Here is a 13,680-nt window from a genome sequence, read left to right on the forward strand (position 1 = left end):
GCGCTTTACGCCGTAATGGCACTTTCATGCATGTACGGAGCGTTCAGGTCGCGCTGATTGCAGCGCGCTCATGGCCCGAAGCCCCACGCCGCCCCAGAACCGCAATCATCGCGGGGAGGAACAGCAGCACCAGCGGCACCGCAGCGGTCAGCCCGAAGATGATCGCGGTCGCCAGCGGTTTCTGCAGTCCTGCGCCTCGGCTGATGCCGAGGGCGAGCGGGGCAAGCGTCAGGATTGCGATCAGCGCCGACATCAGGATCGGGCGTAGCCGCTTCGCTCCTGCTTCCCGCAGTGCCGCGACGTCGACTGGTGCATCCAACGGCAATTCGGCGAGGAAGAAAATAACTAACTCGCTCACCATCCCGATCACCATCGTCAGCCCCATCAGCGCGGAAATGTCGAGCTCGATCCCGGTGAGCCACAGCCCGCCCAACACCGCCGCCGCCGACAGCAACACCGTCGCGATCGCCGCGAGCGTCCAGCTCAGCCGTTCGAACAGGAAGGTCAGCAACAGCGCGGTCAGCAGCAGCGCCGCGACGAACACGATCGTCAAATCGGCAAAGCTCTGCTGCTGCTGCGCATAGAGCCCACCATAGGCCACACGGATCGCGGCGGGCAGGTGCAGCGCCGCCACGACGCGGCGCACGTCCTGCATCCCCGACCCGAGATCGCGCCCCTCCAGCCGCGCCGTCACGCCGATGAACGGTGCGAGATCCTCGCGCGTAATCTGTTCCTGGCCAGCCGCAACCGAGACGCTTGCGATCTGCCCAACCCGCACCACATGCCCGTCGGGCGCGACCAGCGGGAGCTGCGCCAGATCGGCGGCTCGGCTGCGCAGCGCAAGCGGCGCACGGACTCGCGCGGTCACCAATTGCTCGCCGATCCGGACCTTGGTCGCCACCGCGCCGCCGATCAGCGCGTCGAGCTGGCTTGCGACCGCCGCCGGATCGAGCCCGTGCAGCAGCGCTGTCGCCGGATCGACCTTCACCACCAGTGCATCGCCAGCCACGCGCAGGCCGTCGACCACTTCGACAATCCCCGGCACTTTCGCGATTCCCGCGCCGACGCGCTTGGCCGCGTCCTTCAGCGCGGCGGGATCGTCGCCGAACAGTTTGATCTCGACGGGCTGCGGCACGGCGGTCAAATCGCCGATCAGATCTTCCATCAGTTGCGCGGTCTCGATCGCGAGGCCGGGAACCCTCGCCTGCACTTGCTGGCGGACATCGGCCATCACCGCTTCGATCGGCCGACGCGATCCGCCCTTCAGCCGGATGAAGTAATCGCCCTCATCGGCCTCGCTCAAGCCGCCGCCAAGCTGCACGCCGGTCCGCCGCGAATAGCTCGCGACCTCGGGCGTCGCGGTGATGATTTGCTCGACCTGGCGCAGCAGCCGGTCGGTGTCGGACAAGGCTGCGCCGGATTGCGCTTTGTAATCGAGAATGAAGCCGCCTTCGTCCATCGCGGGCATGAAACCCGATGGGACATGGCTCCACGCTGCAACGCCGAGCACCGCCATGCCGATGCCGAGCAAGGCGACGAACAGCCCCGGTCGCGCGAGCGTGTGTTCGGCGGCACGGGCATTGATCCGGTCGAGCCGGTGGAGCGAAGCCCCCGCCCGGTCCGCCGCCGCAATGTCGGCGGGCCGCACCCAGCGCGCGGCGACCAGCGGCAGCAAATAGCGCGCGAACAGCAGCGACAGCCCCAGCGCCGCGACCATCGTCAGCGCCAGCGCCTTGAAGAACCCGCCTGTCAGGCCGCTGACAAAGGCGAGCGGGGTGAACACGACGATCGTCGCTGCGGTCGACCCGAACAACGGGCGTGCCATTTCAGCGGCAGCGTCGGCGACCTTGGTCGCCCCCTCCTGCAAGCGCCGCATGATGTGTTCGAGCATGACGACGGCATCATCGACCACCAGCCCGACCGCCGCCGCCATCCCGCCCAGCGTCATCATGTTGAAGCTCATACCGAATGCGAACAGCAACAGGCACGTCCCCGCGAGCACCGCGGGGAGCATCAGCCCCGTGATCAGCATCAGCCGCCCCGAGCGCAGGAACACGAACAGCACGACGCCTGCCAGCACCGCACCAAGCAGGATCGCATCGCGCACCGCATCGGCGGCAGCGGAGACGAGTTCGGATTGGTCGTAGAACGGCGTGACCGTCACGCTCGGCGGCAATCCCAGCGCTTTCAGTCGCGCATCGACCTCCTGCACGATCCGCACGCTGTCGCCGTCGGGCGACTGGCGAATGTTGACCAGTACCGCCTCGCGTCCGCCCGACGTGACCTTGGTAAAACCCGGCGTGACCGACGGATGGATCTCGGCGATTTGACCCAGCGTGACGAGGCCGGCCCCTGCCGTGCCGCCAGCCCTTACCGGCGTCGCGGCGAGATCGGCGATACCGCTCAGCCGGTTTTCCGCCAGCACAAGATACAACCGGTGCCGATCCTCAAGCCGTCCGACGCCGGTGACGCTGTTCGCCTTGCCCAACGCAGCGGCGATCGCATCGAGCGAGAGGCCGAGCGCTTGCGCCTTCGCCGGATCGACATCGACCGCAAGTTCCCGCGGTGCGCCGCCGAGGATGTCGATCCCCGCAACCCCCGGCACCGCGCCGAGCGCCGGGCGGACTTGCAGCTCCGCAATTTGGCGCAGCGCATTCTGGTCGAGCGACGCCGAGGTCAGCGCGATCCCGAGCACCGGGAAGATCGTCGGATCGGAGCGACGGACCTCGAAGCGCGTCCCGGCAGGCAAATCGGGCAGCGCCGTCGCGAGCGCACCCTGCGTCGCGAGCGTGGCGGCGACCATGTCCTGCTTCCACGGAAAATCGAGCGCAACCTCGGCCGCGCCGCGACTGGTGGTCGAGCGAATCCGCGTGACTCCGGGAACGCTGCGCAGTGCAGTTTCGATTGGGCGAGTGATCTCCGCCGCCATTTGCGTCGCGTCGCGCTCGCCCGCATCGATCGAGACCACGACGCGCGGGAAATCGATGTGCGGGAACAGGCTGACCGGCAAATGCGTCGCCGCAAACACCCCACCCAGCACAACCAACACCGCCGCCAGCCAAAAGGCGCGGGCGTGCCGCTCGATCGCAGAAATCACTTGGTCCGCACCTTCATGCCGTCTTCGACCGCAGTCCCTCCGGCGACGATCACCGCCTCCCCTGCCCGCACCGCGCCCAATACTGCGACGCGGTCGCCGCGTGCTGCGCCGACGGTGATGTCCCGGCGATGCGCGACCCCGCCCGACACGACATAGACATAGGCCTGCCCGCCGTCATCGAGCAACGCGGCATAGGGGATGGTCAACTGCGCAGCCCCGGCGCCCGGTGCCGCGCCGTCGGCGGTCGCGCTCAGCGTTTGACCCGCGCCGATGCCCGTGCTCGCGGGAAGTCGCGCGAACACCGAGGCGAGCCGCGTCTGCGCGTCGGCTGCGGGATTGATGGTCTCGATCGGAACATCGAACGACGCTGCCGCTCCGCTGGCGGTAACGTGCAACACCGTGCCCGGACGCAAGCTGCGGGCGAGCGCGGGATCAACCCCGAAGCGTGCGCGCAGATCGCTCGCGCGCGTAATCGTCGCGAGCGCCGCGCCCGGCGGGACGAGGTCGCCCGGTGCCGCCGTCACCGTCTCGACGATTCCGGCGGCTGGCGCGCGCAGCGTCAGCCCGCCGGTGCGCGCGGTCATCGCGGCACGTGTGGCATTGGCGCTGGTCGCCGCCGCGCGTGCCGTCTCGACTTCGGCATTGCTGCCCAGACCATCGGCCTTTAGCCGCTCGGCACGCGCAAGCGCGGCATTGGCGGCCTGCGCGTCACTCCCTGCCTTGACCAGATCGACCCGCGTCGTCGGCGATGCGGCGAGCCGGGCGACCACCGCGCCGGCGGCAACGCGCGTTCCGACGGGGGCGACGATCGCGACGACGGTCGCCTCCGCCGGTGCGGCCAAAGTCAGTCTGCCGCCCGGCCCCGCCTCGGCCATGCCGTAGAGCGTCATTTGCTCGGCCAGCGCTCCCGGCTCGGCGCGCGCCAGCGTCACGAGCGCGACCGGTGCGGTCGTGGTTTCTTCCTCTCCGGCGCTCCCCGAGCAGGCACCGAACAGTAGCGCCGCAAACAAAACGATCGATTTCGGGGTCACGTCCAAGCCTCTCTCAGCGTGCCGGTGAGCAATTCCAGCGCAATCATTTGTTCGGCAATGTCCTGCTCGCTTTGCAAGAGCAGCGCCTGCTTGTCGCGTTCGGCTTGCTCGGCGGTCTCGGCGGTCGCGATCGACAGATCACCCCGCGTCGCCGCGCGCCGCGTCGCCTCGGCATAGCGGCGCGCGGCGGGCACATCGCGCAGCACCGCGTCGCGCTGCCGCCGCGCGATCGTGATCCCCGCAACGGCCGCCGCGATCTGGGCGCGCGTCTGGAACAGCCGCGCATCATACTCGGCCTTGAGCGCAGTACGGGTCGCGCGCTCAACCGCAATGCCGCCGCGATTGCGGTTCCACAGCGGCAGCGTGAAATCGACCGACGGCCCGACGATAACATTGCCCGACGTGTCGCGGCTTGACCCGATGCTGAGGCCAAGCGTTGGAAACTGGTCGAGCACCGCCTTGCGCACCACGGCCTCCTGCGCAGCATAGCCCGCTTCCAGCGCGCGTAAATCTGTCCGGTTGGTGCGCGCGATCTCGAACAGCCGTGCCGAGTCGAGCGGGCGATCGCCATCCTGCATCGGTGCGAGGCGGAGGATCGCGGTCGGCGGCAAACCCAGCAGCCGCGTCAGTTCGAAGCGCGCCGTGGCGAGGTCCTTCTCGGTGCCGCGCGCTTTGACCTCGGCATCGGCGGCGGCGAGCCGCGCGGTCTGCACTTGGTCCGCCGCGAGATCGCCGCGCCCCGCCGCCCGCGTCGTGCGGTCGAGCAGCGACCGCGCCATGTCGCGCGACGCAGCGGTCAGTCCGACGCCGCGTTCGAGCGCGATGATGCGCACCGCTTGCAGCCGCGCTTGACCCGCCGTCTGCCACTCGCTCCACGCCAGATCGAGCCGCACTTGCTGCGCCGCGGCGCGCGCTTGCGCCAAGCGAACACCGCGCGTGCGCAGCATGTTGAGATCGAAGCCGAGCGCGCTCGTCAGATCGAGCAACGGATCGGGCCCGGCGAGCACTTGGCTGACACCAAAGCTCAGCGTCGGATCGGGCAGCAGCCGCGCGGCAAAAGCTTGCGCGTCGGCAACCCCAGCCCGCGCCCGCGCCGCGCGCAGATCGGGATTGGCGAGCACCACCAGCGTCGCCAAGGCGTTACCATCGAGCGGTTGCGCGAGATCGATGCTGACCGGCGTCGGATTCGCGCGTTCGACAGGCGTGGTGGCGAGCGGATCAGGGGTGTAGGCGGCACACCCGCCGAGCAGCAGCAAGGGGATCAGCAACCGCTTCATCATGCGACTTTCGGGAAGGTCAGCGTGACGCACAAGCCCGGATCGTTATCGGCAACCGCAACGCTCCCGCCATGCGCCGCTGCCACTGCCGCAACCAGGCTGAGGCCTAGCCCATTGCCCGGCGTCGTCCGGCTTGCCTCGCCGCGCGCGAAGCGTTGCAGAATGCGCGCATGATCGGCGACCGGCACGCCCGCTCCGTTGTCGGCCACCGACAGCTGCGCCGTCCTGTCATCCGCAACAAGCCTGATCTCGATCCGCGTCCCCGGCGGCGTGTGCAGGCGGGCATTATCGAGCAGATTGACCAGCGCCTGCGCAATCAGTTCGCGCTCGCCGAGCACCGCGATCCCCGGCGCGACCGACCAGGTGAGACGACGACCGCCATCGGCAAAGGCGGGCGCGAAGCTCTCGGCGATGTCGATCGTGAGCGCGCTGACATCGGCCAGCACGAAACTGCGCGTGAGCCCGCCACCCTCGACCTCGGCGATGCGGAGCAGCGCCGCGAACAAGGCGAGCACGGCATCGCCCTGCTCGATCGCGCGGGCGGCGGCCCCCTCGACCGTGCCGACTTGCTCGAGCTGATTGCGCAAGCGCAGCAACGGCGTGCGCAGATCGTGCGCCACGTCGCTCGATACCTGGCGCAGATTGTCCATCAACTGCCCGATCCGATCGAGCATCGTGTTGAGCGCCGCACCGGCGGCGTCGAATTCGTCGCCGCGCACGCCGACCGGCACGCGCTGCGCCATATCGCCGGACATGATCGCACGCGCGACCCCGCTGATCCCGTCGAGCCGCTTTTGCAGATAGCCGCCCAACACCAACGCGCCCACCACGCCGAACGCGATCACCAAAACGAACGCGCTGCCGAACAGGAGGACGATCGTGCGATCAATGCCTTCCATAATTTCGGTATCGCGCGCGACAACGAGGCGATAGCCGTCGCGCAAATCGCGCGCATCGGCGCGGGCGCTGTCGGGGCCTTCGATCGGATCGCGGAAGGCGATCATGCCCAGCCCGAGCGTCGGTCGGGCGGTATCGAGCGCCCCCGCGATCCGTCGGCCGGAATGATCGAACAGCGCATAGCCAAAGGCTTTGATCGAGCTTCCGGCCTCGCGCGTTTCGATCGCACTGACGATATCGGGTAATCCCCCTTCGTCATATTCCTGCGCAAGGTTTGCCGCTTCCTGTTTGAGCAGCCCATCCTGCTGGCGTCGGAAATCCGCATCGGCCACTTGGTACATCGCGGCGCCGAGCAGAACGACGGCCAGCGCGAAAGCGGCGGAATAGGTAATGGCGATACGATAGGCCGCGCTGGACTTGACCTTAAGCATCGACGCGCATCCGATAGCCCGATCCGCGAATTGTCTCGATCGGATCGTCGGTAAAGCCTTCGCGCAGCTTGGTGCGCAGGCGGCTGAGATGGCTTTCGACGATGTTCGTTTGCGGATCGAAGTGAAAGCCCCAGACCAGATCGAGGAACATCGTGCGCGTCACGATCCGTCCGGCATGGCGCATCAGTTGCTCCAGCAGCGCAAATTCGCGTGGTTGCAGATACACCGTCCGACCGGCGCGCGTTACGTCGCGTCGTAACAGATCGAGCACGATATCGCCGACCTCGAGCCGGGTCGGCGCATCGGCCCCAGATGAACGCCGCGCGAGCGCATTCAGCCGCGCGGCCAGCTCGACCAAAGCGAACGGCTTGACCAGATAATCATCCGCCCCGGCATCCAGCCCGTCGACCCGGTCGGCAATGCCGCCAAGCGCGGTCAGCAGTAAGACCGGCACGCGGTTGGACCGCGCCCGGAGCTGACGCAGCACCTCCAGACCCTCGATCCCCGGAAGCATCCGATCGAGGATGACGGCGTCGAAACTGCCGTCGATCGTCGCTTGCAACGCCGCGTCGCCGGTCGTGACATGCGTCACGCCGTGCGCGAGCGCGCGCAACCCATCGGCGATGAATCCCGCGGTTTCGACATCGTCTTCGGCAAGCAGCACATGCATCCGCCGTCCATAGCGCGCCTCGATGTGCGATGCGCATAGGATTTCCCAATGTTCGTTAACGCAGGGGAATTTGGCCGGTCGATTTATGAAAGATCCCAACCTCGCGCCCGATCGGCGTTTCGGCCTCGCCGCAAGCCGTGGCGTCCGGCAAAGACGCAGCGTGTCTCCCTGTCCGAAAGGCTCCCGATGCCGCATTTCGCCCGTTGTCTGCTCGTCACCCTCGCCGCAGGGGTAGCGATGGCTGCAGCCCCGGCACCCACTTACAAGACCGAGCGCAGCATTGCCGGGCCGGACGGCGGATGGGACTATGTCCAGGTCGATCCCGCGACGCACCGCATCTATATCGCGCACGGCGATGTCGTGACCGAGATCGATCCGCTGCATGGCGATGCGGTGCGCTCGTTCGGTTCGATCATGAAGGCGCATGCCGTGGTGCCGATTCCCGGCGGCACGACGCTGCTCGTTACCAGCGGGCGCGATGACAGCGTCCGCCTTTTCGGCCTGAATAACGGGACCGAGCGCGCGAAGATCGCAGTCGGCAGCGACCCGGATGCGGCCCTCTACGATACGGCCCGACAGCGCGCGGTCGTCATGAACGCCAAGGCCGGGACGGTTTCGCTGATCGATGTCGCCGGTGCCAAGGTGACCGGCACGATCGTGTTGAAGCCCGGCCTCGAGTTCGGCGTGCTTGGCGCGGGCGATACGCTCTACGTCAATAACGAGGATGAAAATGAAATCGAGACGGCGAACTTAGCAACCGGCAAAGCGGGTCCCGCGATCGCCTTGCCGGGCTGTACCGGCCCGACCGGGCTCGGCTTCGATGCCAAGACCGGCTATCTTCTGAGCGCGTGCGGCAATGGTAAGGCCGCGTTGGTCGACACGAAGACGGGCAAATTGGTCAAGCTGCTCGCTATCGGGCTCGGGCCCGACGCGGTGATCATGGACTCCGCCCGCCGTCTCGCCTTCATTCCGTGCGGCAAGGATGGCACGCTGGCGGTGATCGCGCTCGACACCGCCGGGGGCAGCACGGTCGTACAGACGATCAAGACCGAAGTCGGCGCGCGCACCGGCGCGATCGATCCCGCCGACGGAACGCTGTATTTGCCGACCGCGCGCTTCGCTCCGCCAGCGACGGCAGGCGGTCGGCCCGTGCCAGTCGCGGGGTCGTTCCATGTCCTCGTCGTCAAGCGCGGGTAAGCGCGGGCGTTCACGCCAGGCGGTGCGGCACCGACACGGCTTCCGCGACGATCGTCTCGGCGGTGCCGACCGCCTCCCACGGGAAGACGAACCAGCGTTTGTCTTCGGCGCGATCGATCACTTGCGCGCGATACTCGACGCGCGCTTTTGAGCGGATGTTGTCGAGCAGCACCGCGAAGTGGATCTTGCTCGCGTCGCACCCATGATCGACCAGCAGGCGGCGAATTTCGTCGATCGTGCCGCCGCTATCGTTGATGTCGTCGATGAACAGCAGCGTCGTACCGGCCGCGCTTTTCGCGGCGAGCTTGCCGAGCAATTCGGTCCCGAACGCGGCGACCTTCGACGAATGATCGACCGAAAGCGCCGGGACGTTGAGCGCGTGCGAGACATAGACCGCCGGGACGAGTCCGCCGCGCCCGACGCCAACGACGAAATCGGGCTTCCAGCCATCCGCGACAACGCTGCGCACCACGGCGCGGACGTCGCGCAAAAAGTCGGCATCGGTCACATAATAGAGCTGCGGTTCGGCGGCGGTGCCCATAATGCGATGATTCCGTTGGCGAGAGGACAACGCCGCGTACCGGGGCGCTCCGATCCGGGCAACTGCCGCGCTAGGCGTTAGAATCCGAACGCGCTCAATCCCGGATGATCATCGGGGCGACGCCCGAGCGGCCAGTGGAATGCACGCTCGGTTTCGGCGATCGGATGTTCGTTGATGCTGGCGATGCGGCGTTCCATTAGCCCGTCGGCATCGAATTGCCAATTTTCATTGCCGTATGCGCGAAACCAGTGACCGCTGTCGTCGCGATATTCATACGCGAAACGCACCGCAATGCGGTTGCCGGCGTGCGCCCAGACCTCCTTGATCAGGCGATAATCGAGCTCGCGCGCCCATTTGCGCGCCAGAAAGGCTTCGATCGCGTCGCGTCCGACGATGAACTCGGCGCGGTTCCGCCACTGGCTGTCGACGGTATAGGCCAAGGCGACGCGCGCCGGATCGCGGCTGTTCCAAGCGTCCTCCGCCAGCCGCGCCTTTTGCGCGGCGGTTTCATCGGTGAAGGGCGGCAGCGGCGGGCGGCTCATGGCGTAATTCCTTTGAGCGCGGCATTTTCGGCTTCGAGCTCGGCGATCCGGGCCTGCAGACCGGCAAGCGCCGATTCGACATCGGCAATGTCGATCTTGCGGGGAATATGTTGCGGGCAATTGACGTCCCACGCTTCGATCTCGAACAGCACCGCCTGTTCGCCCTGCGCGCGATATCCCTCTGGCATCAATTGCGCGATGGTCGCGGGATCGTCGCTGATCCGCGCCCGCCCCCACAGCTTGATTCGACGCTTATGGGCATAATCCATCAGAAACAGGAACGCCTTGTCATTCTCGGCCAAATTGCCGGTCGAGACATATTGGCGATTGCCCTCATAGTCGGCCCAGCCGAGCGTGCGCGGACCAAGCACCCGGATGAACCCTTTGGGTCCGCCGCGGTGCTGGGCGTAAGGCTGTCCGGCGGCGTTCGCGGTCGCGAGATAGGCGGTGTCGACTTGCGCAAGGAACGCGATCAGCGTCTCGTCGATCTGCTCGCGAAAACCGCCGCGCGCCTCCATCTTGGCATAAGCAGCGCGCGATCCGCGTTCGCTCTGCAACGCTTTCACGGTGGGGGTGAAGGCAATGTCGCTGCTGGGTGTCATGCGAAATGCTCCCGGAAATGGGGTGCCCCAGGGAAGCGCTGCTTCCCCGGGGCAACTCGGCTACTTTGCCGCAACGTAATCGAATTTGCCGGGCTGGACGATGAAGAACAGGCAGTCGGTCTTCGACAGGCAGCGCGTGACATGATCCTCCTCGCCGCGCTGGAACCAATAGGAGCCGACCGCGAGCGGCTTCGGCTTGGCACCGACCGGATCATTGGCGCCCACGCCCTTCACCACCACCGCATAATAATCCTCGGTATGCGTGTGAACCGCGCTGATGAAACCAGCGGGCATATGGATGAAAGTGCCGTGATGGCCGGTCTGCAAATTGCCATAAGCCGGACCAGCTTCGAGTTCGCCGGCGGCCGCCTTCACTCCGGCCTTGAAGAACTTGATATCCTTGGCCGGGATGCTGACCGAGTTGGTTTCGTGAACCGGGTGGGTAGGCGCGTCCTGTGCCTTGGCAAGGCCGGAAAGGCCGATCGCGAATGCGACGATGGCCGTGCGGAAAGCGGTGGTGCGTATCATGACGATGCTCCTCCCTGCCCGGCTCAGGCGGCCTTGCGGGCCGTAACGACCGGGAAGTCGATCTCGGTCTTCAGCGCTTCGTTGACGTAATTGGTGAAGGTGTTGAGCGCGACGTGGAGGAAAATCTCGAGGATCTGGCCATCGCTATACCCGGCGAGCTTGACCTCCGAGAGATCGGCAGCGCCGACCTGACCGCGTTCGCGCACCAGCGTTGCGGCAAAGCGCACGGCGGCATCGGCCTTGGGGTCGTTCGACGCGCCCGAACGGTTGGCGGTCATTTCCGCATCGTCGAGCTTGGCGAGGTTGCGGCCAAGATAGGTGTGCGCCGACAGGCAATAGTCGCAACCATTCACCTCCGCGACGGCGAGCGCGATCCGCTCGCGCGTGGCGGCGGGCAGCGCACCCTTGGCGAGGGCGGCGCCAATGCCGAGATACCCCTCAAGCGTGGCGGGGCTGTTCGCAATCAGGCGGAACATGTTGGGGACGACGCCGAGCTGCGCATTGACCATTTCGAGCAGCGGCTGCGATTTGGCGGGGGCGTCGGCGATGGTAGCGGGGGTGGCGATGCGGGACATGGACTGGCTCCTTGGTCACGGCCGGGACTGGCCATGGCCGAGAAATAGGACCTTCCGCTTTCACCCAGTATCCGGTACTTTCACAACTCACCCTTCCGCTTTATGAGAGGTTTATGGACCGGTTCGAGGCCATCCGAACGCTGCTCGCCGCTGTGGATGGGGGCAGCCTGTCGGCTGCGTCGCGCAGCATGGCGCTGCCCTTGCCGACGGTCAGTCGCCGCGTGTCCGATCTTGAGGCGCATCTCGACACGCAGCTTGTCATCCGTACCAGCCGCAAACTCATCCTGACCGAAGCGGGTGCGGCGTATGTTACCGCGATGCGGCGCGTGATCGAGCAAATGGTGGAGGCGGAGCGCGCCGCATCGGGCGAATATCGCGCACCGCGTGGCGAATTGCTCGTCACTGCGCCGATCCTGTTCGGCGCGTTGCACGTCGCCCCGATCATTCATGATTTTCTGGGGGGGTATCCGGAGGTTTCGGTCCGGCTGGTCCTGTCCGACGCGCTGGTCGATCTGACCGAGAACCACGTCGACGTCGCGCTCAGGATCGGCAAATTGCCCGATAGCAGCCTGGTTGCACGCCGTGTCGGCGCGGTCCGCTGGGTGATCTGCGCAAGTCCCGACTATGTGCGCCGACGCGGGGAGCCCGCCACACCCGCCGCGCTGAGCGCGCACGACTGCATCGCGTTTGAGGGGCTGCAGACCTACCGAAGCTGGCCGTTTGGCGCAGGTGCGCAGACCGTCACCATCCGCCCCCGCTTTTCGGTCAACACCGCCGATGCTGTGATCGCAGCGGCAGTGGCAGGGCTCGGGATCGCCCGAGTCATGTCCTATCAGGCATCACGCGCCGTCGCCGATCGTCAGCTGGTCGCGCTGCTGCTGCAGGACACGGTCGATCGCTTGCCGGTGCATCTGGTCCATGCGCCGCAACCGCTGTTGCCGGTCAAGCTGCGCGCCTTTCTGGACTTCGTAGCGCCGCGCCTCAAAATTGCGCTGGACCAGATCGAGGACACCTACGCCTGAGCGAGCGCCGCGGTCCGTTCAATGCCCCGCTGGAACGCCGGGCGCGCTTCGAGATCGGCATACCAGCGCGCGACGTTCGGCGCAGCGTCGAGCGAAACCTCGGCAAACGCCCTCCGCCACAGCCACCCGAAATGCGCGATATCGGCGATGCTGAGCGCGTCCCCCGCGACGAAGGGCGATCGGGCAAGGATCGCGTCGAGCACCCCGACAATCCGCACGGCTTCGTTCCCGAAGCGCTCGATTGCGAGCGGGATCGGCTCTGGCGCGAATTTGCGGAAGAATCCGACATTGCCAAAGGCGGGGCTGAGGCCCGAGGCATGAAAGAACAGCTGTTCGAAGACGCGAGCCCGGCCCGGCCCGGCGACCGGCAGCAGTTTCCCCGTCTTCTCCGCCAGATAGACCAGGATCGCGGCGCTTTCGGTCAGCGTCAGATCGCCATCCACCAAAACGGGTACCTTGGCGTTCGGATTGAGCGCCACGAAAGCGGGCTCCTTTTGGCTCCCGCTGCGAATGTTGACCGCGTGGAGCGTGTAGTCGAGCCCGAGCTCTTCGAGCGCGATCGGGACTTTGACGCTGTTCGGGGTGGCAAAGGCATAGATATCGATCATGCAAATTCTCCTGAATTTCGGGCGGAAGCGACCGTCGCCATCGTCGCGCGTGCGACAATGGCGCGCTGGCCGGTTCAGGCGGCGTGCTTCAGATCGATCGGCGCGGTCCATTCGGCACCCTTCATGAAGGCGTCATTGGGCGTGTCGGCGAAATGATTAGTGTAATTCGAAATCAGCTTCGTCGCGGCCAGCACCAACACATCGAGCATCGCGCGATTGTCATACCCCGCAGCCTTGAAGGCGGCGACCTCGGACGCGCTGACCATGCCGCGCTCCCGCGTGACCGTGGCGGCAAAGGTGCGCAATGCCTGGAGCCGCGGATCGGCAATCGCATCGCCGGCGCGTATGGCGGCGATCACAGCGGGGTCGACCTTGGCCATTTTCGACAAATTGGTGTGGCCCGCCATGCAATAGGTGCAGGCGTTTTCAAAGATGATCGCGAGATACACGACATTGCGTTCAACGGGCGTGAAGCTGGTCTTTTCAGCAATCCCCCACAGCGTTCCATACGCTTCGAGAGCAGCGGGGCTCTCGGCCAAGACGCGGTGCAAATTGGGCACGAAACCCCAGCCCGCCTGGACCTGATCGAGGATTGCGGACGATGCCGGATCGGCGGTGGTCGCGTCGTGGAGGATGAAACCGTTGGTGGTCATGGTAAATCC

14 protein-coding genes are annotated in these 13,680 nt (G+C 66.3%); 2 read left to right on the forward strand and 12 right to left on the reverse strand.

Annotation, left to right across the window (positions count from 1 at the left end):
- Positions 1 to 43: 43 nt before the first annotated feature.
- Genes IEV62_RS01605 through IEV62_RS01625 form a run of 5 tightly spaced genes read right to left on the reverse strand, consistent with a single transcriptional unit; the run spans position 44 to position 7,403 of the window.
- Positions 44 to 3,097, reverse strand: a complete 3,054-nt coding sequence (locus IEV62_RS01605) for an efflux RND transporter permease subunit (protein WP_188445034.1) — start codon at positions 3,095 to 3,097, stop codon at positions 44 to 46.
- Positions 3,094 to 4,128: an efflux RND transporter periplasmic adaptor subunit gene (locus IEV62_RS01610; protein ID WP_229732752.1), complete on the reverse strand. Its 1,035-nt coding sequence runs from the start codon at positions 4,126 to 4,128 to the stop codon at positions 3,094 to 3,096. Before IEV62_RS01610 ends, IEV62_RS01605 begins: the two co-directional genes overlap by 4 nt.
- A complete protein-coding gene (locus IEV62_RS01615) occupies positions 4,125 to 5,408 on the reverse strand; it encodes a TolC family protein (RefSeq protein WP_229732753.1) in 1,284 nt (427 codons plus the stop codon). Before IEV62_RS01615 ends, IEV62_RS01610 begins: the two co-directional genes overlap by 4 nt.
- A complete protein-coding gene (locus tag IEV62_RS01620; protein ID WP_188445035.1) occupies positions 5,405 to 6,733 on the reverse strand; it encodes a HAMP domain-containing sensor histidine kinase in 1,329 nt (442 codons plus the stop codon). The genes IEV62_RS01615 and IEV62_RS01620 overlap by 4 nt, the downstream gene beginning before the upstream one ends.
- On the reverse strand, positions 6,726 to 7,403 hold the full coding sequence (locus IEV62_RS01625) for a response regulator transcription factor (RefSeq protein WP_188445036.1): 678 nt from the start codon (positions 7,401 to 7,403) through the stop codon (positions 6,726 to 6,728). The genes IEV62_RS01620 and IEV62_RS01625 overlap by 8 nt, the downstream gene beginning before the upstream one ends.
- Positions 7,404 to 7,589: 186 nt before the next feature.
- On the opposite strand from IEV62_RS01625, the gene IEV62_RS01630 reads away from it, so the two are divergent.
- Positions 7,590 to 8,600, forward strand: coding sequence for a YncE family protein (locus tag IEV62_RS01630; RefSeq protein ID WP_188445037.1), 1,011 nt, complete (start codon positions 7,590 to 7,592; stop codon positions 8,598 to 8,600).
- A gap of 10 nt (positions 8,601 to 8,610) precedes the next feature.
- Here the strand turns inward: IEV62_RS01630 and IEV62_RS01635 are convergent, their stop codons facing one another.
- From IEV62_RS01635 to IEV62_RS01655, 5 genes are all read right to left on the reverse strand, one after another.
- Positions 8,611 to 9,141 (reverse strand): phosphoribosyltransferase family protein, encoded by a 531-nt coding sequence (locus tag IEV62_RS01635; RefSeq protein ID WP_188445038.1) that lies wholly within the window; start codon positions 9,139 to 9,141, stop codon positions 8,611 to 8,613.
- 77 nt (positions 9,142 to 9,218) lie between these two features.
- Entirely contained in the window at positions 9,219 to 9,683 is a 465-nt protein-coding gene (locus IEV62_RS01640; protein WP_188445039.1) for a nuclear transport factor 2 family protein, read from the reverse strand.
- The gene (locus IEV62_RS01645) at positions 9,680 to 10,285 is read right to left on the reverse strand and encodes a pyridoxamine 5'-phosphate oxidase family protein (protein WP_188445040.1); all 606 of its coding nucleotides are present in this window, start codon (positions 10,283 to 10,285) and stop codon (positions 9,680 to 9,682) included. Before IEV62_RS01645 ends, IEV62_RS01640 begins: the two co-directional genes overlap by 4 nt.
- A gap of 60 nt (positions 10,286 to 10,345) precedes the next feature.
- The gene (locus IEV62_RS01650; protein ID WP_188445041.1) at positions 10,346 to 10,813 is read right to left on the reverse strand and encodes a DUF4437 domain-containing protein; all 468 of its coding nucleotides are present in this window, start codon (positions 10,811 to 10,813) and stop codon (positions 10,346 to 10,348) included.
- 23 nt (positions 10,814 to 10,836) lie between these two features.
- The gene (locus IEV62_RS01655) at positions 10,837 to 11,388 is read right to left on the reverse strand and encodes a carboxymuconolactone decarboxylase family protein (protein ID WP_188445042.1); all 552 of its coding nucleotides are present in this window, start codon (positions 11,386 to 11,388) and stop codon (positions 10,837 to 10,839) included.
- Between the two features lie 113 nt (positions 11,389 to 11,501).
- Between IEV62_RS01655 and IEV62_RS01660 the strand changes: the two genes are divergently transcribed.
- Entirely contained in the window at positions 11,502 to 12,410 is a 909-nt protein-coding gene (locus IEV62_RS01660) for a LysR family transcriptional regulator (RefSeq protein WP_188445043.1), read from the forward strand.
- Here IEV62_RS01660 and IEV62_RS01665 read toward each other — a convergent pair.
- Both IEV62_RS01665 and IEV62_RS01670 read right to left on the reverse strand, forming a co-directional pair.
- Positions 12,401 to 13,018 (reverse strand): glutathione S-transferase family protein, encoded by a 618-nt coding sequence (locus IEV62_RS01665; RefSeq protein WP_188445044.1) that lies wholly within the window; start codon positions 13,016 to 13,018, stop codon positions 12,401 to 12,403. The two genes, IEV62_RS01660 and IEV62_RS01665, sit on opposite strands and share 10 nt — an antisense overlap.
- Before the next feature lie 74 nt (positions 13,019 to 13,092).
- The gene (locus IEV62_RS01670) at positions 13,093 to 13,671 is read right to left on the reverse strand and encodes a carboxymuconolactone decarboxylase family protein (RefSeq protein WP_188445045.1); all 579 of its coding nucleotides are present in this window, start codon (positions 13,669 to 13,671) and stop codon (positions 13,093 to 13,095) included.
- Between the last annotated feature and the right edge of the window lie 9 nt (positions 13,672 to 13,680).

The sequence above is a fragment of the Sphingomonas psychrolutea genome (assembly GCF_014636175.1).
Taxonomy (GTDB): Bacteria; Pseudomonadota; Alphaproteobacteria; order Sphingomonadales; family Sphingomonadaceae; genus Sphingomonas; species Sphingomonas psychrolutea.

Bases quoted from the DNA above. Each gene is read 5' to 3' on its own strand.
- IEV62_RS01615 (WP_229732753.1), bottom strand. From the start codon at position 5,408: ATGATGAAGCGGTTGCTGATCCCCTTGCTGCTGCTCGGCGGGTGTGCC.
- IEV62_RS01620 (WP_188445035.1), bottom strand. From the start codon at position 6,733: ATGCTTAAGGTCAAGTCCAGCGCGGCCTATCGTATCGCCATTACCTAT.
- IEV62_RS01625 (WP_188445036.1), bottom strand. From the start codon at position 7,403: ATGCATGTGCTGCTTGCCGAAGACGATGTCGAAACCGCGGGATTCATC.
- IEV62_RS01630 (WP_188445037.1), top strand. From the start codon at position 7,590: ATGCCGCATTTCGCCCGTTGTCTGCTCGTCACCCTCGCCGCAGGGGTA.
- IEV62_RS01635 (WP_188445038.1), bottom strand. From the start codon at position 9,141: ATGGGCACCGCCGCCGAACCGCAGCTCTATTATGTGACCGATGCCGAC.
- IEV62_RS01640 (WP_188445039.1), bottom strand. From the start codon at position 9,683: ATGAGCCGCCCGCCGCTGCCGCCCTTCACCGATGAAACCGCCGCGCAA.
- IEV62_RS01645 (WP_188445040.1), bottom strand. From the start codon at position 10,285: ATGACACCCAGCAGCGACATTGCCTTCACCCCCACCGTGAAAGCGTTG.
- IEV62_RS01650 (WP_188445041.1), bottom strand. From the start codon at position 10,813: ATGATACGCACCACCGCTTTCCGCACGGCCATCGTCGCATTCGCGATC.
- IEV62_RS01655 (WP_188445042.1), bottom strand. From the start codon at position 11,388: ATGTCCCGCATCGCCACCCCCGCTACCATCGCCGACGCCCCCGCCAAA.
- IEV62_RS01660 (WP_188445043.1), top strand. From the start codon at position 11,502: ATGGACCGGTTCGAGGCCATCCGAACGCTGCTCGCCGCTGTGGATGGG.
- IEV62_RS01665 (WP_188445044.1), bottom strand. From the start codon at position 13,018: ATGATCGATATCTATGCCTTTGCCACCCCGAACAGCGTCAAAGTCCCG.
- IEV62_RS01670 (WP_188445045.1), bottom strand. From the start codon at position 13,671: ATGACCACCAACGGTTTCATCCTCCACGACGCGACCACCGCCGATCCG.